The following is a 21,775-nucleotide window of genomic DNA, read 5'->3' on the forward strand; positions in this document are numbered from 1 at the left end:
CCGACCGGGCCGCGCTCAGTCCGCGAGCTTGTCGCTCAGCTGGCTGCGGGAGGTGATCCCGAGCTTCGGGAAGATCCGGTACAGGTGGGTGCCGATCGTCCGCGGCGACAGGTGCAGCTGACGGCCTATCTCCTTGTTGGACAGGCCTTGCGCCGCCAGCTGGGCGATCTGGACCTCCTGGGGCGTGAGCAGGTCCCGGCCGACGGGGCTCTGGCTCCTGCTGCCCTCGCCGGCCGAGCGGAGCTCCTGGGCCGCCCGTTCCCACCAGGGCTCCACGCCCATGGCCGCGAAGGACTCCCGGGCCGTCCGCAGCGGATTGCGGGCCTCCGTCACCCGGCGGCGGCGCCGGAGCCAGGTGCCGTAGGCGAGCATGAGCCGAGCGCGGACGAAGGGCGTACGGGACATGTCCAGCTCGAACGCCGACCGGAAGTGCTCCTCGGCGTGCTCGTCGTCGGCGAGCAGCGCCCGGGCGAACCCCAGGTTCACCCGGACCGTCTGGACCTCGCTCGCCCCGGCGGACGCGACGAGCTGTCGCAGGGCGGTCCTCGCCAGGGCCCGCTGCTCGTCGCCGGTGGCCGCCTCGGCCAGCTCCGTGATCGCCATGGTCTGCATGAACGGGTGGTAGGAGGGATCGGCGGGGTCGAAGACCCGCCAGACGCAGGAGAACGCCTCGGCGTGGTGGCCCGCGGCGAGGCCGATGAGGCCGCGCGTGATCTGGACGTACGCCAGCTTGGACGGGTCGACCACCGTCAGCCCCTGGCCCTCCGCCTCGCCGATCGCGACCAGCGCGGTGTCCAGGTCCCCGCTCAGGGCGGCGAACTGCGCCCGCGCCACCCGCGCGCCGGTCAGCCAGCGCGGCTGCGCGTTCTCCTCGGCCAGCCGTGCCGCCTCGGCCGCCGCCGGGAGCCCGGTCTCCCGGTCGACGGTGTGCACGGTGGCGAGGGCGAGGAACACCAGGCTCTGGGCCAGCGGGCCCAGACGCCCCTGCCTGCGCAGGCCGTCCGCCGCGTGGCGGACGAATCCGGTGACCTGGTCGTAGGCGTTCACCATGATGGCCGCATTGGCCAGGGCGGCAGCGGTCAGGACGTCGTACCCGCCCTCGCGTTCGAGGCGCCGCAGCCGGTCGAGCACCGTCGCCGACGCCTCCACCGGGGCGGCGGCCGCCAGCGTGCACACCAGGTCCGGGTGGAGTTCCGGCACCGGCAGCCGCTCGGCGGCCGCCACGACCCGCTCCCGCAGTTCCCGCCCCGGGTCCGCCCACCAGCAGCGCCGCGCGGCCGCGCGCAGCAGCCGCAGGGCGAGTTCGGGATCGCCCGCCTCGGCGGCCTGCTCCGCCGTGGCGACCAGCAGGTGGAGCCGGGACGTGCTCGTGTCGGACTCCGACTCGAGCCAGTCGCGCAGCAGGACCACGCGGGCTCGCTCCAGCCCGGCCGGGCCCAGGGATTCGGCCTGCTGCACCAGGTCCGACGCGCGACCCGTCTGGCCGAGTTCGAAGCGCAGTTCCGCGGCGCCGAGGAGGCGGGCCACCCTTCCCGCGGGGGCCTCGCTCAGCGCGGTGGCGCGTTCCAGTGCGGTCAGGGCCGTCGCGGGGGCACCGAGCTCCCGCGCGTCGAGAGCCGCCTGGTCCAGTTGCCGTGCCACCGCCTCGTCGGGGCGACCGCCGGCCGCGGCCCGGTGCCACGCCTGCCGGTCGGGGTGTCCCCGCAGGGTGCGGGCGAGCGCGCCGTGGGCGGCCAGACGGTCCGCGAGCGAGGCCGACCGCAGAACGGCGGAGCGCAGCAGGGGGTCGGTGAAGTCGGCCCGGAGCCTGTCGATGCGCACCAGGCCGGCGGCCATGGCGGGCTCCAGGGAGCCCGCGGACACCTCGGTGCCCGTCAGGGCCGAAGCCGCGGCGAGCACCTCGGCCAGCGCACCGTCCTCGGCGGTGGCCGCGACCAGCAGCACACGGCGCGTCTCGGACGGAAGACCGGCCAGCCGCGAGGAGTAGGCACGCTCGAGTCGGGCGGTGAGGGGAAGCTCCGGCGACGCCGGGAAGTCCGACGGCACGCCGTTCGTCCCCAGGGCGACGGGCAGCTCGGTCAGTGCGAGGGGGTTGCCGGCCGACACCTCCGCCACCAGGCGGCGCGTCCCCGGCGCGAGACCGGGGTTGCGGGCGTCCAGCAGGGCGTCGACCGCGCTCCGGTCCAGGGGCTTGAGGTGGAGTTCGTCCAGGTCGGGGGCGCCCGGCCACGCCGTACGGTCCTCGCGGACGGCGACGAGCAGGCCGAAGGGCGCGGAGCCGACGCGGCGCGCGAGGAACCCGAGGACGTCCAGGGTCGGCGTGTCCATCCACTGGGCGTCGTCCACGACCAGCAGCACGGGAGCCTCGGCGGCCGCGTCGCCGAGCAGGCCGAGGACGGCCAGGGCGATCATGAAGAACCGGGGACCTGAGGTGCTGTAGGACGGATCCGCCATGCCGAAGGCGTCGAGCAGCGCCTGTGCCTGCGCGGAGGGGAGGCGCGAGACGCGACCCGTCATGGCGTGGGTCAGCTGGTGCAGCCCCGCGAACGGCAGATCGGTCTCGGACTGGACACCCGACGCCCTCAGGACGGTGAACCCCGAGGCCCTGGCCCGGGCGACCGCGTGGTCCAGGAGGGCGGACTTGCCGATCCCGGGAGCCCCGCGCAGCAGCAGCGCGTCGCCGCGCCCGGGGAGCCCGTCGACCAGTTCGTCGACGACCGACAGCTCAGCCTCCCGGCCGAACAGTCCGGAGCCTGACATCCGATGTTCCTCTGCGCCCGCGCCAACGTCCTGACCTGGACCGTTGCAGTGTACGTGCGCGCAGAGCACCGCCGGAACGCGCCGGCAACCATGTGTCTGGCACCACACCGACCGCAGTCGCTTCGCAGTCATCCGGCCGCCGACGTAAGTCATCCGGTGTTCCATGCTGGATGCGCCGGCGGGCCGACGATTCGCCCGTGGCACCGTCCAGGGCCCGGTGTCCTGATGCCCCTTCGACCTGACCTGGGAGGAACCCGGTGTCCGCATCTCTCTCCACCGCCCAGCTGTCCGCCTCCGACCGGGCGGAGAGCTGGCACGACGCCGTGTCCCACGCCTTCGTGCCGATGGCGGTGAGCCTCCTGGAGGAGGTGCCCTCGCCCGGGGAGATCGTCGGCCACCAGCTGGGCCCGGTGCGGATATCGAGGGTCCAGGCCGGGCCGCAGGTGGTGACGCGCAACAGGCGCCTGATCACCGACGGCGACTCGCCGTCGCTCATCGTCAGCCTGCAGGAGCGGGGCACCGCGATCAAGGAGCAGGACGGGAGGGAGGCGCTCGTCCGGCCCGGCGAGTTCTCCATCACCGACACCTCGCGGGTCTTCCGGAAGACGCTCGAGGACGACTTCGCCTTCACCTCCTTCCACTTCCCCCGCACGGAACTGGACGTGCCGGAGAAGGACCTGCGGGAACTCACCGCGACGGTGTTCAGCGGAGCCGAGGGCAGCGCCGCACTGCTGGGGACCTACCTGTCGAGGATGGCGCGCGAGGCACCGGGGCTGGACGAGGCCGTCGGGCGCCGGGCCGCGGCGACGGCGCTCGACCTGCTGGCGCTCCTGGTCGACGACCGGCGCGGGCGCGCCCGCACGCGGGGTTCGCGGACCGCGGCCTCGCTGGAGCGGGTCAAGGACCACATCCTGCGCCACCTCCGCGATCCGGACCTGTCTCCGTCGGGGATCGCGGAGGCGAACTTCATGTCGGTGCGCCTCCTCCACAAGCTGTTCCAGCAGGAGGGCGTCACGGTCGGCGGGTGGATCCGCACGCAGCGGCTGGAGCGCTGCAGCCGGGACCTCCTGCGGCCGCTCGCCGAGGAGCTCGGGGTGGCGGGGATCGCCCGACGGTGGGGCTTCGCCAACTCCAGCCACTTCAGCCGCGCCTTCCGCGACGCCTACGGCATGACACCGAGGGACTGGCAGACCAGCGGCAGGACACCGGGGTGACGCCCGCCGTACGCCCGGACGACTCATCGGTGCGGACCGACGCACGGGACCGGTACCCGAAGTCGTACGGCGTTCACCGGTCCACCACCGTACGGCCGGCGGAGCGCCCTCCCCGGCGCCAGCGGACGGGCAGGCTCTTCAACCCGTTCTGGAAGTTGGAGACGAGCCGCGTCGGCGGTACGCCCGGAGTGAGTTCCAGGTCGGGCAGCTCGGCGACGACCCGCCGGAGCAGGGCCGACATCTGGATCCTGGCGAGTTGCGCTCCCACGCAGAAGTGCGGGCCGTAACCGAAGCTGACGTGGTCGTTCGGCGTACGGGTGATGTCCAGGCGGTCCGGTTCGGCGAACACCGATCCGTCGCGGTTGGCGGAGGCGTGGTACACGACCACCTTGTCACCACGGCGGATCGGCTGCCCCCCGAGCTCCACGTCCCGCGCGGCGGTGCGCCGGAACTCCATGACGGGCGGCCAGAACCGCAGCAGCTCCTCCACCGCCGACCCGACCAGGTCCGGCCGCCGGCACAGCAGACGGTACTGGTCGGGGTGGGTGAGCAGGGAGTACAGCCCACCCGGCAGACCGTTGCGCAGGGTCTCGTTGCCGGCCACCGCGAAGAGGAAGAACATCGTCTCGAACTCGGCGACGCCCAGCCCGGCTTCCCGCATCCGGGCCACGATGCTCCCGGGCGGCGGCTGTTCGGCCAGCGCGTGCGCGTAGGCGAACATGTCCGCGAGGGCGGCGCGCGAACGCGGGTCGACCGGGCGGCCGTCGGGGGTGGTGAGCGCCTCCGGGCGGCGGGCCAGCGCGGCCCGGCCGAGGTCGGTGAGCCGGGACGGGTCGGCGGTGCTGGACCGGGCGTGGTCGGGGTCCTGGTAGCCGATGACCCGGTTCGACCAGTCGACCAGCAACTGCCGGTCCTGCTCGGGCACGCCCAGGATCCGGGCCAGTGACCACACGGGCAGGTCGGCGGCGAGCGGCACGAAGTCGGCCTCGCCGAGCGGGCGGACGGCGGCGACGAGTTCGGCCGCCCGCCGCTCGATGCCCTCGCCCAGCTCCCGGAGCGCCCGCGGGGTGAACGCGGCCGCGACGGCCCGGCGCAGCCGGGAGTGGTCGGGCGGGTCCTGGTTGAGCATCATCGCCCGGGCGAACTCCAGGTCCGCCGGCGTGTCGGGGTCACGGATCTGGGTCGCCCCCAGGTGCGAGGAGAAGTCCCCCGGGCTGCGCAGCACGTGCTTCACGTCCGCGTGCCGCAGCACCGCCCAGTACCCCGGCCCGCCGGGCCAGCCGCCGACGGGCGGCTCCTCGACCCGACAGACGGGAGCGGACTCCCGCAGCTCCCGGAGGAGTTCGTACGGCACGCCGCGGGCGTAGGTGTCCGGGAGGAAGATCTGGTTCACGTACGCCTGGTCGAGGGTCACGTGCACGGACGGTACGGCAGGGCCGCCACGATGTCATGGACGGCGGCGAGTTGGTCGCCCCGACGGGCCGCCGGCCCGGGCGGCACGGCAGCGCCGTTTCCGGCTTCCATAATGGAGGCCAGGACAACGCGGGGCGGTGGGGGCGAGCACGTGCAGCAGGGGTGGCGGGTCCGGAACGGGATCGACGGCGGGACCGTCAACGGCGATGCCTTCCAGGCCGGGGAGATGACCGTCAACCAGTACGCCGCGCCGACGGCCGAGGTGCGGTGGCCGATGGTGATCGGGCGGATCCCGCCGAAGGCGACGGCCTTCCAGCCCCGCGCGGAGCTGCGGCGGGAGATCGACGAGGCGCGCGGGGAGTGCGGGACCGTCGTGCTGAGCCAGGTGCTGGCGGGCGGCGGGGGCGTCGGGAAGTCGCAGCTGGCGGCGCACTACGCGCGCGAGGCGATCGACGCGGGCACCGACCTGGTGCTGTGGGCCGACGCCGCCGAGCCGTCCGCCGTGACGGACCTGTACGCCCGGGCCGCGGCGGCGGTCCGGGCGCCGGGGGCGAGCGGCGAGGCCGAGCAGGACGCCGAACGCTTCCTGGCCTGGCTGGCCGCCACCGAACGCGGCTGGCTGATCGTCCTCGACAACACCACGGAGCACACGCCCGAGCAGCTGTGGCCCGCCACCAGCCGGGGCGGCCGGGGCCGGGTCATCGCGACCACCCGGCACCGGGGCGCCGCCAGTACGGGCGGGGACCGGATGCTCGTGGACGTCAGCACGTACTCCGCCGCCGAGTCGGCCGCCTACCTGCGCGAACGGCTGGAGCGGGCGAAGTGCGCCCGCTTCCTGGACGAGCACGCGGAGGAACTGGCGCGGGAGCTGGGGCACCTGCCGCTCGCGCTGGCGCACGCGGCGGCCTACATGGTCAACACCCGGCGCAGCTGCGGCCGGTACCTGGAGCTCTTCCGCGACCGCTCGCGCAGCCTGGACGCCGTCCTGCCGGCCCGCTCCGGCGCCGACGGCTATCGCGGCCCGGTGACGGCGGCGCTGCTGCTGGCGTTGGACGCGGCGCAGCAGGAGGAGCCGGTCGGGCTCGCGGGGCCGGTGCTCCACTTGGCCGCACTACTCGACCCCGCCGGCCATCCGGAGCAGGTATGGGGCACCGAAGCGGTGTTGGATCACCTCAGCAGCATCCGCGGCAGGACTGTCACGGCTGACGACGCACTGACCGCGCTCGCGGTGCTGCACAACTACAGCCTCATCAACCACACAGAGACTTCCCACCGCGAGGTGGCCCTCCACACGCTCACCGCCCGTGCCGCTCTCGACATCGGGCCCGACACGCCGCAAACCGTCCTCGCGGCCGCCAATGCCCTCCTCGAACTGTGGCCGAGCGCGGACTACAGTGCGCAGGACCTGACCGCGACACTCCGGGCCAACACCGACGTCCTCGCCGGACATGATGCCGCCCACCTGATTCAACCGTCGCGGGGAATCCACGGACTTCTCTTCCGCTGCGGAATCAGCCTGTTGCAGGCAGGCCTGTACACCACCGGCATTCAGTACTGGAGCGGTCTCTCCACCACGAGCGAACGTCTCCTGGGCAGCGACCACCTCGACACCCTAAGCGCCCGCCACAATCTCGCCTCCGCGCACTGGGAGGCCAACGACATCGATCAGGCGATGCTCCTCCAGGAACAGGTGCTCGCCGTCCGCCGACGCCTCGTCGACGCCGACGATCCGGCCCTCCTCACCTCCCTCAACAACCTCGCCGCCACCTACTGGGACGCCGGGCGCATCGATGAGGCCAGGATTCTCCAGGAACAGGTCCTCGCCGATCGCGAACGCGTCCTGGGCAACGACCACCTCGACACCCTCATGACCCGCAACAACGTCGCCATCGTCTATGCGGAGACCGGGCGCACGGAGGAGGCCATCCGAGTCCAGGAGCACGTGCTCGCCGACCGCCAACGTCTCCTGGGCCCCGACGACCCCGACACCCTCATGACCCGCAGCAACCTCGCCTGCATCTACTGGGCCGCCGGACGCCCGGCCCGTGCGGTGGAGATGCTCCGTCAGGCGGTGGCCGATCTCGACCGAATCCTCGGGCCGGAGCATCCCAACACCGAACTGGCCAGGAGGAACCTGATCGCGTTCACCTCTGACCCTCAGCCCGACGCCGCCCAGGACAGCAGCAGCCGCAGTCCGTCGTCCGACGGCGAGCCCGGGTCGGCGGTGTAGGTGACCAGGGCCTGGCCGGGGTCGTCGGCGGGGCGGAGGGTGTCGTAGGCGAGGTCCAGGGTGCCGGCCAGGGGGTGGCGGAAGGACTTCCGGCCCGAGGTCTTGTCGGCGACCGGGTGTTCGGCCCACATCTGCTGGAACTCACCGCTTCCCAGGCAGAGTTGGCCGACGAGTTCGGCGAGCAGCGGGTCGTCGGGGCGGCGGCCGGCCTCCAGGTGGAGGAAGGCGACGTTCTCCCGGGCGCAGGTGGCCCAGTCGGCGTAGAGCTCGCGGGAGGACGGGTCGAGGAAGGTGATGCGGGCGATGTTGCGGTCCTCGACGGGCAGGGCGCCGTAGTCGCCGAAGAGCGCCACCGCGGCGCGGTTCCAGGCCAGGATGTCCATCCGGTGGCCCATCACCATGGCCGGGGTGTCGTGGAGTTGCGCCAGCAGGTGCAGCAGGGAGGGGCGCGGCTGCTGGCGGGCGGCGGGGCGCCGGGGGCGGGCGGTGGGGCGGGCGAGGCGGTGGAGGTGGCCGGACTCGTCGGGCTCCAGGCGCAGGGCGCGGGCGACGGCGTCGAGGACGGCGTCGGAGGGGTTGCCGACCCGGCCCTGTTCGAGCCGGGTGTAGTAGTCGACGCTGACTCCGGCGAGGTGGGCGAGTTCCTCGCGGCGCAGCCCGGCGACGCGGCGGCGGCCGCCGTAGTCGGGGAGGTCGACGTCCTCGGGCCGCAGGCGGGCGCGGCGGGTGCGGAGGAATTCGCTCAGGGCGCTGCTCGGGTTCACGGTACGGATTGTCACCCGGACGGGCGCCTCCGTGCCTGGTCCTGCCAGGACCAGGCACGGGCGGCCACGGCAGAGCGGGCACCCGACGGTGCGGTCGGCCGCGGGCACCCGGGGGAACGGTCAGCCGGTCAGGGACGGGAAGGCCGGGACGAGGCCGCCGTCGATCACGACGTCCTGGCCGGTGATGTACGAGGAGCGCTCGGAGAGCAGGAAGGCGACCGTCTCCGCGACGTCCTCGGCGGTGCCCAGCCGGCCGAGCGGGACGTTGCCGCGGATCGGCTCGTGGTCGGCCGGGTCGGGGATCGCCTCGTGGAACATCTCGGTGACGATGTAGCCCGGGCTGACCGAGTTGACCCGGATGCCGCGCCCGGCCAGCTCGGCGGACAGGGTGCGGGCGAGGCTGAGCACGGCGGCCTTGGTGGCGGCGTAGACGGCGGCGCCGGGCAGCCCGCGGTGCGGGGTCCAGGAGGCGTTGAGGACGACCGAGCCGCCGCCGGCCGCGGCCAGCAGCGGCAGGGCGTGCTGGACGGTGAAGAAGACGCCCTTGAGGTTGGTGGCGACGATCCGGTCGAACTCGGCCTCCGCGACCTCCTCGACCGGCTGGAAGCCGGCCACGCCCGCGTTGGCGAAGACGCCGTCGAGCCGGCCGTACCGCTCCCGCACGGTGTCGGCGAGCCGGGCGAGGTCCGCCGGTACGGAGGCGTCGGCGCGGACGGCGAGCAGCCTGTCGCCGGCGTCGAGCGTCGCCGCGGCGCGGGCGAGCCGGGCGTCGTCGCGGCCGGTGATCACGACCCGGGAGCCGGCGGCGAGCAGGTGGCGGGCGGTGGCGAGGCCCATGCCGCTGGTGCCGCCGGTGACGAGGACGGTGGAGTTCGAGGAAGTGGAGTTCATGGCGTCCACCCTCGCGACCCGCGCCGGGCGGACACCAGGCCCGCTCCGACCCTGGGTCCGGCAGAACCACCCGCCGACCGGGAATCGGAGCGGCCGTACGGTGGTTGGCCCCAGGCGACGGTCCAACACGGCACTCGCGAACGGGGCTTCCCATGAAGATCGGCATCATCGGCGCGGGCAACATCGGCGGCAACCTGACCAGGCGGCTGACCGCGCTCGGGCACGACGTCTCGGTGGCCAACTCCCGTGGCCCGGAGACGCTCAAGGACCTGGTCGAGGAGACCGGCGCCAAGGCGGTGACGGTCTCCGAGGCGGCCCGCGGGGCGCAGGTCGTGGTCGTCACCGTCCCGCTGAAGAACGTGCCGGACCTGCCCTCCGGGCTGTTCGCCGAGGCCGCCGAGGGCGTCGCGGTGATCGACACCGGCAACTACTACCCGAAGGAGCGCGACGGCCGGATCGACGCGATCGAGGACGGCGGGCTCACCGAGAGCCGCTGGACGGAGCAGCACCTCGGGCACCGGGTGGTCAAGGTGTTCAACGGCACCTACGCGCAGGACCTGCTGGAGCGCCCGCGCCCGGCGGGGGACCCGGAGCGGCTCGCGGTGCCGGTCGCGTCGGACGACGAGGCGGCCAAGCGGGTGGTCCGGGCACTGGTCGACGAACTGGGCTTCGACACCGTGGACGCGGGCGGGATCGACGAGTCCTGGCGCCAGCAGCCGGCCACCCCGGTGTACGGGCTGCGCGCCGGGGTCGAGGCGGTGACCCGGGCGCTCGCGGAGGCTTCCCCGGAGCGCCCGGCGGCCCACAGGGCCTGAGTCAGCGGAGCCGGCGCGCCCCCTCCGCCGGGACGGCGGTGAGGGTGCGCGGCTCGGCGTACCCGGCTTCCCGGAACGCGGCGGTGGCTGCGGCGGCGACGCGCTCGGCGGCGTCCGCGTCCACCAGGGCGATGACCGAGCCGCCGAAGCCGCCGCCGGTCATCCGTGCGCCGTGGGCGCCGGCGGCCAGGGCGGCCTCGACGGCGAGGTCGGTCTCCGGGCAGGAGACCCGGTAGTCGTCGCGCAGCGAGGCGTGCCCGGCGGTGAGGACCGGTCCGAGCGCGGCGAGGTCTCCGGCGTCCAGCCGGGCGACGGCGGCCTCCACCCGGGCGTTCTCGGTGACCACGTGCCGCACCAGCCGGCGCAGTTCCTCCGGCAGTCGGGCGAGCGCACCGGCCAGCCCGGACGGCTGGAGCGAGCGCAGCGCGGGCAGCCCGAGCAGGGCGGCGGCGCGTTCGCAGCCGGCCCGCAGCGCGGCGTAGGCGCCGTCGCCGAGGTCGTGCTTCACCCGGGTGTCCAGGACCAGCAGGGCGAGGCCCGCGCCCGCGAGGTCGACCGGCACCTGACGTGCCGTCAGGTCGCGGGTGTCCAGGAAGAGCGCGGACCCGGGGCGGCAGCACATCGAGGCCATCTGGTCCATGATCCCGCAGGGCACGCCGACGAAGGTGTTCTCGGCCCGCTGGGCCAGGACGGCCAGGTCCGCGGCCGGAAGGCCCAGCCCGTACAGGTCGTTGCAGGCGGTGGCGACGACGCACTCCAGCGCGGCCGAGGAGGAGAGCCCGGCGCCGCTGGGCACGTCGCTGTCCAGCCGGACGTCCGCCCCGCCGACCGGGTGTCCGGCCTCGCGCAGCGCCCAGACCACCCCGGCCGGGTAGCCGGCCCAGCCGGGCACCGCGCCGGGGGCGAGGTCGTCGACGCGGAGCACCACGAGTTCGCCGCCCTGGGCGGACCAGAGCCGCAGCAGCCCGTCCTCCCGGCGGGCGACCTGGGCCCGGACGGTCTGCGGCAGGGCGATCGGGAGGACGAACCCGAGGTTGTAGTCGGTGTGTTCGCCGATCAGGTTGACCCGGCCGGGGGCGGCCCACTCCCCCTCGGAGGCACGGCCGAACAGCTGCTGGAAGGAGCTCATGCCGCGACCTCCCGCAGCCGGCGGGCCGCGTCCTCGGGGGCGACGTCGTTGACGAAGGCGTCCATCCCGGACTCCACCCCGGCCAGGTACTTGAGCTTGTCGGCGGTGCGGCGGACGGTGAACAGCTCCAGGTGCAGGGCGAGTTCGTCCCGCTGACCGGCGGGGGCCTGGTGCCAGGCGGAGATGTACGGGGTGCGGCCGGTGCCGAAGAGCCGGTCGAAGCGGCGCAGCAACTCCAGGTAGAGGGACGGGAACTCGTCCCGCTGGCCGGCGTCCAGGGCGGTCAGGTCGGGCACCCGGCGGTGCGGGTACAGGTGCACCTCGTACGGCCAGCGGGCGGCGAACGGGACGAAGGCCGTCCAGTGCTCTCCGGCGAGCACGACCCTGCCGCCGTGGGCGCGTTCGGCGGCGAGCAGGTCCTCGAAGAGGTTGCGGCCGGTGGCGGCGCGGTGTTCGGCGGCGCGGACGGCCATCCGGGCGGTGCGCGGGGCGGTGAAGGGCAGGGCGTAGACCTGGCCGTGCGGGTGGGCGAGGGTGACGCCGATCTCGGCGCCTCGGTTCTCGAAGCAGTAGACCTGCCGCACGCCGGGCCGGGCGGAGAGTTCGGCGGTGCGGTCGGTCCAGGCGTCCAGGACCAGCCGGGCGCGTTCGGGGGTGAGGTCGGCGAAGGAGGCGTCGTGGTCGGCGGTGAAGCAGACCACCTCGCAGCGTCCGGCGCCGGGGCCGCTGGTCCACAGGCCCTCGGCCGCCCGGACGGGCTCCGCGGGCGGGCCGGCCAGCGAGGGGAAGCGGTTCTCGAAGACGGCCACCTGGTAGTCGTCCGCCGGGATCTCGCTGAGCCTGCCGTCCCGGGACGGGCAGAGCGGGCACTCCTCGGCCGGCGGATGGTAGGTGCGCGCCTGGCGGTGGGCCGCGATGGTGACCCAGTCGCCGGTGGCCGGGTCCAGCCGGACCTCGGAGCCGGGGGCCTGCGGGTCGAGCGGCCGTTCGTCCACGGCGTCGCGGGGGGCGGCGGCGCCGCCGTCGTAGTAGATCAGCTGCCGACCGTCCGCGAGGGTGGTCACGGTCCTGACGGTGGGGCTGACGGGGGTGGGCTGGGTCAGGGACGTCCCGGGCATGGCCCTTCTTCCTCTGAGTGGAGCCATTGGAATCAACAGAAAGCTACAATCTCAAACATTATCCACCAGGACCACTCACCCGAAGTGGTCGAAGGAGGCGTCCCGATGGCTGACAGCGCCCAACCGCTCGCCGGGCAGCGCCGCGTGCTGATCCTGGAGCGGATCCGCGCGCGCGGCGGGGTCCGGGTCACCGAACTGGTCCGGGACCTCGGCGTGTCCGACATGACCGTCCGGCGCGACCTGGACGCGCTGGCCCGCCGCGGCCTGGTGCACAAGGTGCACGGCGGCGCGGTACGGGTCGAGGCGCCGGCCACCGGCGAGCCCGGGTTCGAGACCAAGGCCCACTGGGAGCTGCCCGCCAAGGACGCGATCGCCCGCGCCGCGGCGGCGATCGTCCCGCCGGGTTCGGCGGTCGGACTGGCCGGCGGGACGACCACCTTCGCGGTCGCCCGGCACCTGCGCGCCGTCGAGGACCTCACCGTGGTCACCAACTCGCTGCGGATCGCCGAGCTGCTGGAGCAGCCCGCCGAGGACGGCACCCCGGCCACCGCCACGGTGATCCGCACCGGCGGCGTCCGGACCCCCTCGGACGCGCTGGTCGGGCCGGTGGCCGACCAGGCGATCCGCTCCCTGCACGTCAACCTGCTGGTCCTGGGCTGCCACGGCCTCTCCCCCGAGGCCGGGCTGACCACCCCGAACCTGGCCGAGGCGGAGACCAACCGCGCCTTCCTCCGGTCGGCCCGGCGGGTCGTGGTGGTGGCCGACCACACCAAGTGGAACTCGGTCGGCCTGGCCTCCTTCGCCGACCTGGACCAGCTGGACGTCCTGGTCACCGACGACGCCCTGTCCGCCGAGCAGCGGGCGGCCGCCGCCCGGCTGGTCGGCGAGCTGATCGTGGCGACGACGGCGGACCGCCCCGACCGGCCGGGCGGGGCGGACTAGCCGGGGGGGGCGGGACGGACCGGCTAGTCCGTCCCGCCGGATCGCCCCGAACTCCCGCGCACCACCAGCTCGGTGGGCAGCTCCAGCCCCTGGGCCGGCGCCGCCTCGCCGCGCACCTGGTCCAGCAGCCGACCGACCAGCGCCGTGGCGATCGCCCGCAGCGGCAGCCGGACCGAGGTCAGCGCGGGATGGAGGTGCCGGCAGAGCGGCGTGTCGTGGAACCCGGTGACGGCCACCCCGTCCGGCCCGACCGCCAGCCCCTGCGCCCGGACGGCCTCGTACGCGTCCAGCGCCAGCAGGTCGCTGCCGGCCGCGAAGGCGGTGGGCCGGTCCGGCCCGCCCAGCAGTGCCCGGACGGAAGCCGCCACGGCGGCGCCGGTCGCCGAACCACTCCCCGAACCAGTCCCCGAACCCGTCTCCGCCGCGTCCGTCATCACCGTGTCCGTCGTGACCGCGTCCGTCGTGACCGCGGACAGGCCCAGCCGGTGGGCCTCGGCGAGGAACCCGGCCCGCCGGGCCGCCATCCAGGGCAGCTCCTCGGCGCCCCCGAGGTAGCCGATCCGGCGGTGGCCGAGCGCCGCGAGGTGCCGCACCACCCCGGCCATCGCCGCCTCGTTGCCGATGTCCACCCAGTGCTGGGGCTCGCCGGGCCCGGTCCGCCCGAAGCTGACGAACGGCACGCCGAGCCGGGCCGCATGGGCGATCCGGACGTCGTCGCGCAGGACGTCCGCCAGCACCAGCCCGTCCACCTGACGGGCCGCCACCAGCTCGTCGATCGCGGCGACCGGGTCGGCCGCGCCCTGCCCCGGCCGGAACAGCAGCACCCGCTGCCCCGCCGCCCCGGCCGCGTCCACCAGGGCCTCCAGGAAGCCGGCCATCAGCGGGTTGGGGTCGAGCGGGTCGTCCACCGGCGCGAGGTAGCCGATGGTGCGCCGGGCGCCGCTGCGCAGCGAGCGGGCCGACTGGTCGGGCTGGTAGCCGAGTTCGCGGATCGCCGCGTTCACCCGCTCCAGCGTCTCCGAACGGACCCGCCGCGGCGCGTTCAGCGCGTTGGAGACGGTCTGTCGGGAGACCCCGGCCGCCCGGGCGACCTCCTCGATCGTGGTGGCGCCGCGGCGCGGCCGGTGCGGTCCCTCGGGCATGCGGTTCTCCAGGCGTGGTCGGGGTTCGGGACGGGCGCCGGCACCCGTCCCGGACCCCGAACGGGTCGGCCTCGGCGCGGCGTCGGCCTCGGCGCGGGGTCAGGATCGGCGCAGGGTCAGCAGCCCGCCGCGCGGCACGGGGATCGCGTCCGCGCGGTCCAGCTCGACCTCGCCCTGCCGGACGATACGCCCCCGGGCGTCCCGCACCGTCACCGCCACCCGCCCGCGGCCGCCGGTGAGCCGGACGTCCGGGTCGGCGTCGGCGTTGGCCACCAGCAGGGTCTGCCAGTCGTCGCCGGAGGCGTCCACCGGCAGCGCGGCGTAGCGGGCCACGGCCACGGTGCCGTCGCCGTGCGCGGTGACCATGGGGTAGCCGAGGTCCGGGCGGGCCGGGAGCAGTTCGCCGAGCTGGAGGGTGGCGGCGTGCTCGCGGAAGACGCCGAGCCAGAAGGCCATCGCCTCGCGCTGGCCCTCGCTCTGCGCGGCGAGGTCGACGGAGACCTGCGGCACCGAGAACAGCACGTTGATCAGGTGGCATGCGACCTGCTCCGGCGGCTCGTCGCGGTGCCACATCAGCATGTCGGCGTGGACCGGGACGGGCCCGGCGGCCAGCCGCACGTCGACGGTCCGCTGCCGGTTCTCCTGCGGGCTGAGCGGGCAGTCGGTCGCGCGGATCATGGTGGCGTACGGCCACAGGCCGGGGCTGACGTACGGCTGGCGGTGCTCGATCATCGCCTCCGGGTCGGCGGCGGTGATCCGGCGGCGGATCCCGGCGAGCAGCCGCTCCACGCCCTCCTCCACGCTCGCGCAGTCCGCGCCGGGGCGGGCCGGCGCGGCGTCGGCGCTCTCGGCGGCGCGGGCGAACCAGTCGACGAAGTCCACCTTGAGGCCGTCCATGCCCCACTCCTCGACGGCCCGGGCGAGCCGGTCGGTGAGGAAGGCCCGGACCTCGGGGTGGCGCGGGTCGGCGACGATCGCGCCCATGTGGGGGACGTCGGCCAGCGCCAGGTGGCCGATCTCCCGGTACGCGGCGCTGTCCTTGCCGATGAACGGCAGCGCGTACCAGAGCAGGTAGCGCACCCCGAGGTCGTGCACCCGCCGGACGTGGGCGGCGGTGTCGGGCAGCGAGACCGGCTCCCAGTCGCCGCAGTGGGCGTAGCCGCGGGTGCGGTCGGCGGTCATCCAGCCGTCGTCCACGATGATCACGTCCAGGCCCAGCTCCTTGCCGAGCGCGGCCTGGGTCTCGACGCCCTTGGGCGTGACGTCCTGGTGCATCGAGTACCAGGTGGAGTACGCGGGGCGGCGGGCGGCCTCCGGGATGTCAGCCGTTCGGCCCTCGCCCCACCAGGCGGCGAGGTCGGCCAGGGCGCGGCCGAAGTGCCGGCGGGAGGTGTCGATCCGGACGGTGAGCCGGTCCTCGGCCTGGGCCCAGAACCGGAACTCGCCGGTCTCCTCGACCACTCCGGCGCCGACCAGCACGTCCGGGCGCCCGGCGGCGAAGGCGCACAGGGCGACGTCCCCGGTGCCGACCAGCGCGGCGATCGGCGCGCCGTTGGCGAGGCCGGTACGGCGCGGGGCGCTCCAGGCGGCGGGCAGCCAGCCGGTGCCGCGCGGCTCGGGGGTCCACAGGGCGGTGGCGTCGACGCAGGGCACCCGCCACTCGATCCGCACCCCGCCCGCGCCCTCGGCGGTCACCTCCACCACCCCGTCGGCGAGGCCCCGGGCGGTGCCCGTACCGCTCACCCGCAGGTCCAGCCCGTCGGCGTACAGCGGGCGCAGGCCGCCGGCGGCGGTGGGGGCGTGCGGCTCCCAGACCTCGGCCGTGGCGGTCTCGTCGGTCCCGGTCATGGTCATCCCTTCGTGGCGCCGGCCAGCAGGCCGGAGATGAACTGCCGTTGGAGGACCAGGAAGAGGACCATCATCGGCAGGGTGGACAGCGCGGTGCCGGAGAGGATCGCGCCGTAGTCGGTGTTGGACTTGTTGCCGTGCAGCGTCGCCAGGGCGACCGGCAGGGTGTGCATCTCGGGGCTGCGCAGGGCGATCAGGGGCCAGACGAACTGGTTCCAGGAGCCCAGGAAGAGGAAGATCGACAGGGCCGCCAGCACCGGGCGCATGACCGGCACCACCACGCTGAACAGCACCCGCAGTTCGCCCGCGCCGTCGACCCGGGCGGCGTCCAGGAGTTCGTCCGGCAGGCTGCTCAGCGACTGCCGCATCAGGAAGACGGCGAAGGGCACGCACAGGCCGGGCAGGATCAGCGCCTGGTAGGTGTCCAGCAGGCCGAAGTCCGTCATCATCGTGAACAGCGGTACCAGCGTGACCTGTTCGGGCACCACGAGGGTGGAGAGCAGCAGGGCGAACAGCAGGGTGCGGCCGCGGAAGCGGAACTTGGCGAAGGCGTAGCCCGCGAGCAGCGCCACGACGAGGGCGCCCAGGGTCTGGATCCCCGCCACCAGCAGGGAGTTCCCGACCACCCGGAGCAGGCCGATCTTCTGCTCCAGGTGGCCCAGGTTCTCGCCGAGGCTCCCGCCGGGCAGCAGCTTGGGCGGCCAGTCGAAGACCTCGGTGTCCTTGCGGGTGGCGGAGACCACCAGCCAGTAGAAGGGGGCGACGGACAGCCCGGTGACGGCGGCGAGGAAGAAGGTCAGCGGCCAGCCGCGCAGTTTCCTGAGGTTCACTTGTCCTTCTCCCCCATCAGGCGCATCTGGGCGGCGCCGAGCACCGACACCAGCAGGGTGAGCGCGTAGGCGATGGCGGAGGCGTAGCCGAAGTCGAAGTACCGGAAGCCGTTCTGGTACAGGTACATGGAGACGGTCAGGGTGGCGTTGTCCGGTCCGCCGCCGGTCAGCACGTACGGCTCGTCGAAGAGCTGGAGCGTGCCGATGGTCGAGAGCACGACGGTGAACAGCAGCACCGGGCGCAGCGCGGGGACGGTGACCGAGGTGAACCGGCGGATCGGGCCGGCGCCGTCGACCATCGCGGCCTCGTACAACTCCTTGGGAATGGACTGGAGTCCGGCGAGGTAGATGACGGCGTTGTAGCCGGTGTAGTGCCAGGTGAGCACCACGACGACGGCCATCCGGGCCCAGCCGGGCTGGCCCAGCCAGTCGACGGAGGGCAGGCCGACGGCGTTCAGCACCCGGTTGACCATGCCGTCGTCGGCCTTGAGCAGGTAGGCGAACATCACGCCGGTGGCGACCAGGCCGGTGACGGAGGGCATGAAGACGCCGAGCCGCCACACCGTGCGCCAGCGCACCAGGGCGGAGTTGATGCCGACGGCCATCAGCAGGGCCAGTCCGAGCATCAGCGGGACCTGGATGACGAGGATCTCGCCGGTGTTGCGCAGGGCCGTCCAGAACAGCGGGTCGTCCAGCAGCCGCCGGTAGTTGGCGAGGCCGGCGTCGCGGGTGGCGGAGCCGGAGCCGGTGGTGAAGGAGAGCAGCAGCGAGTCGACGACCGGGTAGGCCTTGAACACGCCGAAGGTGAGCAGGGCGGGGGCGAGCAGCAGGTACGGTACGGCGGCGCGGCGCCGGCGGGCCGTTCCGGCCTTCCCCGCGAGGGAGGTGGCGGGCGGGCTGGCGGCACTCATGCGATACCGCGCCCCGTCTGCTGGGCGAGCTGCTTGGCGGCGTCCTGGAGCACGGCGGCCGGGTCGGCGCCCTTGAGGAGGACCTTGACCTGGGCGTCGCTGACCAGCTTGAGGGCGCGCGCGTAGTCGCCGGAGTAGTTGGTGGGGTCGCCGCCCTCGGTGGCGAGGTCGGCGAAGGTCCTCAGCACCGGCTGGCCGCCGTAGTAGGCGCTCGGCGCGGCGTACAGCGGGTCGGTGTAGGCCTCGGTGAGGGCCGGGAAGACGCCGCCCGCGTCGAACATGGCGTTCACCGAGGCGGGGCGGGTGACGGCGTACTCGACGAACTTCCAGGCGGCCCGGCGGCGCGGGCTGGAGGAGGCGACGGCCAGGTGGGTGGAGTTGACCAGGGCGGTGCGCCGGCCGCCGGGGGTGACCGCCGGGGGCTTGGTGAGGCGCCAGTTGCCGCTCTGGTCGGGGAACTTCTTCTCCAGGTAGTGGGCGACCCAGGCGGGCATCGCGGCGACCGCGAGCTTGCCGGCCTTCATCACGGGCGGCCAGCTCTGGACGCCGGGGGTGTCGCCGACCAGCCCGGCCTCGTCCAGCCGCTTGATGATGGTCAGGGCGCGTACGGCCGGTTCCGAGCCGACGGTGATCCTGCCCTGGAGGTCGAAGTAGAAGGCGCCCTGGAGCTGCATCAGGGACTGCAGGAAGTCCAGGTCGGGGGTGGGGTTGGCGGCCCGGTTGAGGCCGATCAGGGCGGTGCCGGGGTTGGCGGCCTTGAAGCGGTCGGCGACGGCGAGCAGGTCGTCCCAGGTGGCGAGGGCCTCGGGGTCGATGCCGGCCCTGTCGAAGTAGTCCTTGCGGTAGAAGAAGCCGAGCGGGTTGACCTCCCAGGGCAGCGCGTAGGCGTGGCCGTCCTTGCCGGAGACGACCGGCCACAGGCCCTTGGCGAACCTGTCCTTGTGCGCGTCGGCACCGAGCGAGGAGAGGTCGGCCAGGCCGCCGGGGAACTTCTCCAGGTATCCGGGCAGGTAGTCGCAGCCGATGTGCAGGACGTCGCCGAGGCCCTGGCCGCCGGCCGCCATGCCGACGGTGATCTTGTCCCAGATGGCGGGCTCGCCGATGTCCTGGACGTCGACCTTGATCCCCGGGTTGTCCTTCTCGAAGGCCGGGACGATCCCGCGCAGGGCTTCGGCGGCGGTGGCCCAGGACCAGACGGTGATGGTGCCGGTGTCGGCGTCCCCGCCGGCGCCTGCCGAGCCGGAGCCGCCGCAGGCCGCGAGGGTGCCTCCGGCGGCGACGGCCAGCAGGCCGGCTCCGGATGCGCGGAGGAGGTCGCGACGGGAAAGGTGTGACATTGCATTCCTCTCGGTGGGGTGGCGCCGGAAGGCTGTGGTGCGCAGGGGGGTGCTGGGTGGGGAGAGACGGGTGCGGCGGGGGCTCGACACGGTTTGAACGTTCAAACACACAAAACAAATCAGAACCGAACAGGTTCCAACGAGCGGACACAGCAAACGCCCGCCCTCCCCGTGCCGTCAAGCCCTGGGCACGGGAAGGGCGGGCTCCGCAACCGTTCCGTTATCAGCCGGGGGCCGCGCCTCGCCCGGCGTCCCGACGGCTCCGCCCGGCGCCCCGTCAGCCCCGCCCGGCGTCCACCGGTTCGAACACCGTCCCCGGGGTGACCGGGATGCCCCGGGACATGGCCTCGAAGTCCAGGATCGGGTGGGTCAGGATCTCCTCGACCTCGTCGGTCAGCAGGTTGCCCAGGATGAACTCCTCCTCGGCGCCCGAGCCGAAGGTCACGACCTGCCCGCTCGACTGGATCATCCAGTTCAGCAGCTCCCGCTCGCTGCTCTCCGCCAGGTGGATCTCCCGGCCGGGGTGGTCCCGCCGGATCGCCTCCACCACCTCGCGGACGTCCTCCACCGCCACCCCGAGCCTGCGGACGGTGGCCGGTGACGCCCGCCGGCCCCACCACTGGAAGATCACCCACTGGGCGACCGACGGATGGGACATCACCTCGGCGGCGAGCTCGGGCAGTTGGTGGAGGTTCTCGGCGCTCGCCACGGTGTGCACCCGGACGCGGTCGAAGCCCTCGGCGTCGCACAGGGCGAGGGAGTCCAGCAGCGCCTGGAGCAGGTTGCCGTCCGGACTGCGGCGGAAGGCGCGCTGCACGTCCGCGGTGACGGCGTCCAGCGGCAGCCGCAGCGAGGACAGCCCCCGCAGCCGGGCGAGCTTCTCGGCGGTGAGCGTGTAGCCGGTGGTGTCGAGGCCGACCTTGAGGCCGCCGGCGACGGCGTGGTCGACCACGTCGAAGATCGGCGGCCACAGCAGCGGGTCGCCGCCGGCCAGGACCAGGTCGCTGGTCCCGTGCGCGACCAGCTTGTCGGTGATCCGGTACGCCTGCGCGAGGTCGATCTGCTCCGCGGCGAACGGGTTGTAGCAGCCCTGGCAGGACATCGGGCAGCGGTTGTTGATCGACCAGTTGACCCGTCGGACGCGGCGGCCGGTGCGCGGCTGCCCGGCCCGGCCGCGGATCCCGGCCACCAGGTGGGCCAGCCGCCGGCCCTGCGGCAGGGTGGTTTCGGCGAGTAGGTCCGCGGCCCGCTCGACGGCGGCCGCGGTGGCGTTGTTCTGGAGCAGCAGGAACGCCAGGCGCCACCGCATGGTCTCGTCCGCCGGGTCCTGGCGAAGGGCCTGTTCGACCCGCTCGGTCAGGGCGCCGAGGTATCCCGGGTTGAAGTGGGCCGGCTCCAGGCGCCGTTGGAAGTCGTCGGCGATCGACCCGCGCTCCAGCGCCCTGTCGTAGCCCGCCCGCAGGGGGTGCGGGGGAAGGATCTCCACGTGCTGCCGAGTGGACATGAAGTGCTCTCCGGTCGTGGTCAGTTCGGGGCGGACGGCAGCAGGACGAGCATCGAGTCGGCGGACGGCAGGCCCATGCTCTCGACGAAGACCGCGTCGCGGACGAGCCGGGCGACGTCGGGATGGGTGGGGGTGTCGAGGTAGCGGGCGGTCGACTCGAGCGGGGTCACGCCGCGTTCGGCGATCAGGGTGCGCAGGGCCCGCGGGAGGTTGTCGAGGTTGTCGCGCACCTCCTCCAGGTCGAACCGGTCGGCCAGCCGCGTCGCGGCCCTACGGGCCTTGGCCAGGTTGGTCGTCGGGTCGAGGACGGTGGCCTTCGCCAGGTAGTAGGGGACGGGCTGCATCATCCAGGACAACGCGGCGCGCTGGTCGCCCTCGGCGCGGCCGGGGTGGACGAAGGCCTCCGGCCCGAGCCCGAGCCCGTCGCAGAACCACTCGGGCCGCATGCTGATCCGGTAGTGGGCGTGGCCGGCCATCCGGAACGCCGGAAGCATGGCGATGACGGACGTCGTCTCGATCCGGAAGGAGTCCGAGATCCGCTGCATCCTCCGTTCCACCAGGGCCCGGACCTCCGGCACGTCGGCGCCGTCGGCCACGACGTGGATCAGGTCGAGGTTGGAGACGATGTCGCCGCCGGGCCCGGTGCGGTGGTCGCCGCGCGCGAGTGAACCGGTCGCCGCCACCGACATGTCGGTCACGTCCGCGTACTCGCGGGCCAGCTCCTGGAACAGCAGGGGGACGTCTTCGGGTCTCACGTGGCTCCTCGGGGGTCGGCGGCGGCGGTGAAGGCGCGAGCCTTCACCCTCTCTTCCAAGTCCTTTTACATCGTGGAGACTTCGTATTCAGGCGCGCAGCCTAACAGCGGCCCGCCACAAACGGTCGAGTTCGCATCAACTACCCCAGGAGTCCGGACTGACAGATCGACAG

The 21,775-nt window shown here is 73.8% G+C and carries 17 protein-coding genes; 4 read left to right on the top strand and 13 right to left on the bottom strand.

Features of this window, described 5'->3' with window-relative positions; all coding sequences use genetic code 11:
* Positions 1–15 precede the first annotated feature (15 nt).
* Complete coding sequence (locus ACZ5GH_RS05330; protein WP_464333583.1) at positions 16–2,760, bottom strand: helix-turn-helix transcriptional regulator; 2,745 nt, start codon at positions 2,758–2,760, stop codon at positions 16–18.
* Between the two features lie 257 nt (positions 2,761–3,017).
* Between ACZ5GH_RS05330 and ACZ5GH_RS05335 the strand changes: the two genes are divergently transcribed.
* Positions 3,018–3,974, top strand: coding sequence for an AraC-like ligand-binding domain-containing protein (locus ACZ5GH_RS05335; RefSeq protein WP_387751628.1), 957 nt, complete (start codon positions 3,018–3,020; stop codon positions 3,972–3,974).
* 73 nt (positions 3,975–4,047) lie between these two features.
* Here the strand turns inward: ACZ5GH_RS05335 and ACZ5GH_RS05340 are convergent, their stop codons facing one another.
* Complete coding sequence (locus ACZ5GH_RS05340) at positions 4,048–5,388, bottom strand: cytochrome P450 (protein WP_464333584.1); 1,341 nt, start codon at positions 5,386–5,388, stop codon at positions 4,048–4,050.
* 150 nt (positions 5,389–5,538) lie between these two features.
* Here ACZ5GH_RS05340 and ACZ5GH_RS05345 point away from each other — a divergent pair, with 150 nt between their 5' ends.
* Positions 5,539–7,617 carry a tetratricopeptide repeat protein gene (locus ACZ5GH_RS05345; protein WP_464333585.1) on the top strand — a complete coding sequence of 693 codons (2,079 nt, stop codon included), beginning with the start codon at positions 5,539–5,541 and terminating at the stop codon, positions 7,615–7,617.
* Here ACZ5GH_RS05345 and ACZ5GH_RS05350 read toward each other — a convergent pair.
* The gene (locus tag ACZ5GH_RS05350; protein WP_464333586.1) at positions 7,545–8,381 is read right to left on the bottom strand and encodes a helix-turn-helix domain-containing protein; all 837 of its coding nucleotides are present in this window, start codon (positions 8,379–8,381) and stop codon (positions 7,545–7,547) included. The two genes, ACZ5GH_RS05345 and ACZ5GH_RS05350, sit on opposite strands and share 73 nt — an antisense overlap.
* 120 nt (positions 8,382–8,501) lie before the next feature.
* Positions 8,502–9,272: an SDR family NAD(P)-dependent oxidoreductase gene (locus tag ACZ5GH_RS05355; RefSeq protein ID WP_387751614.1), complete on the bottom strand. Its 771-nt coding sequence runs from the start codon at positions 9,270–9,272 to the stop codon at positions 8,502–8,504.
* Positions 9,273–9,424: 152 nt separating this feature from the next.
* Here ACZ5GH_RS05355 and ACZ5GH_RS05360 point away from each other — a divergent pair, with 152 nt between their 5' ends.
* The gene (locus tag ACZ5GH_RS05360) at positions 9,425–10,087 is read left to right on the top strand and encodes an NADPH-dependent F420 reductase (protein ID WP_387751611.1); all 663 of its coding nucleotides are present in this window, start codon (positions 9,425–9,427) and stop codon (positions 10,085–10,087) included.
* A 1-nt stretch (position 10,088) separates the two neighbouring features.
* Here ACZ5GH_RS05360 and galK read toward each other — a convergent pair whose 3' ends face one another.
* Positions 10,089–11,216 (bottom strand): galactokinase, encoded by a 1,128-nt coding sequence (gene galK, locus ACZ5GH_RS05365; RefSeq protein ID WP_387751608.1) that lies wholly within the window; start codon positions 11,214–11,216, stop codon positions 10,089–10,091.
* The gene (gene galT / locus ACZ5GH_RS05370; protein ID WP_387751605.1) at positions 11,213–12,334 is read right to left on the bottom strand and encodes a galactose-1-phosphate uridylyltransferase; all 1,122 of its coding nucleotides are present in this window, start codon (positions 12,332–12,334) and stop codon (positions 11,213–11,215) included. The genes galK and galT overlap by 4 nt, the downstream gene beginning before the upstream one ends.
* Before the next feature lie 105 nt (positions 12,335–12,439).
* On the opposite strand from galT, the gene ACZ5GH_RS05375 reads away from it, so the two are divergent.
* Entirely contained in the window at positions 12,440–13,276 is an 837-nt protein-coding gene (locus ACZ5GH_RS05375; protein ID WP_464333587.1) for a DeoR/GlpR family DNA-binding transcription regulator, read from the top strand.
* Positions 13,277–13,299: 23 nt separating this feature from the next.
* Here the strand turns inward: ACZ5GH_RS05375 and ACZ5GH_RS05380 are convergent, their stop codons facing one another.
* The 7 genes from ACZ5GH_RS05380 to ACZ5GH_RS05410 form a co-directional block, all read right to left on the bottom strand.
* The gene (locus tag ACZ5GH_RS05380; RefSeq protein WP_464333588.1) at positions 13,300–14,418 is read right to left on the bottom strand and encodes a LacI family DNA-binding transcriptional regulator; all 1,119 of its coding nucleotides are present in this window, start codon (positions 14,416–14,418) and stop codon (positions 13,300–13,302) included.
* 99 nt (positions 14,419–14,517) lie between these two features.
* The gene (locus ACZ5GH_RS05385; protein WP_387751597.1) at positions 14,518–16,266 is read right to left on the bottom strand and encodes a glycoside hydrolase family 36 protein; all 1,749 of its coding nucleotides are present in this window, start codon (positions 16,264–16,266) and stop codon (positions 14,518–14,520) included.
* Positions 16,267–16,268: 2 nt separating this feature from the next.
* Positions 16,269–17,096 (bottom strand): carbohydrate ABC transporter permease, encoded by an 828-nt coding sequence (locus ACZ5GH_RS05390; RefSeq protein WP_387751594.1) that lies wholly within the window; start codon positions 17,094–17,096, stop codon positions 16,269–16,271.
* Positions 17,093–18,007 carry a carbohydrate ABC transporter permease gene (locus ACZ5GH_RS05395; protein ID WP_387751591.1) on the bottom strand — a complete coding sequence of 305 codons (915 nt, stop codon included), beginning with the start codon at positions 18,005–18,007 and terminating at the stop codon, positions 17,093–17,095. Before ACZ5GH_RS05395 ends, ACZ5GH_RS05390 begins: the two co-directional genes overlap by 4 nt.
* Positions 18,004–19,344 (bottom strand): ABC transporter substrate-binding protein, encoded by a 1,341-nt coding sequence (locus ACZ5GH_RS05400; protein ID WP_387751589.1) that lies wholly within the window; start codon positions 19,342–19,344, stop codon positions 18,004–18,006. The genes ACZ5GH_RS05395 and ACZ5GH_RS05400 overlap by 4 nt, the downstream gene beginning before the upstream one ends.
* A gap of 277 nt (positions 19,345–19,621) precedes the next feature.
* Positions 19,622–20,848 (bottom strand): radical SAM protein, encoded by a 1,227-nt coding sequence (locus ACZ5GH_RS05405; RefSeq protein ID WP_464333589.1) that lies wholly within the window; start codon positions 20,846–20,848, stop codon positions 19,622–19,624.
* Positions 20,849–20,868: 20 nt separating this feature from the next.
* Complete coding sequence (locus tag ACZ5GH_RS05410) at positions 20,869–21,603, bottom strand: hypothetical protein (protein ID WP_464333590.1); 735 nt, start codon at positions 21,601–21,603, stop codon at positions 20,869–20,871.
* Positions 21,604–21,775: the final 172 nt, after the last annotated feature.

This window comes from Kitasatospora sp. Xyl93 (genome assembly GCF_055383135.1).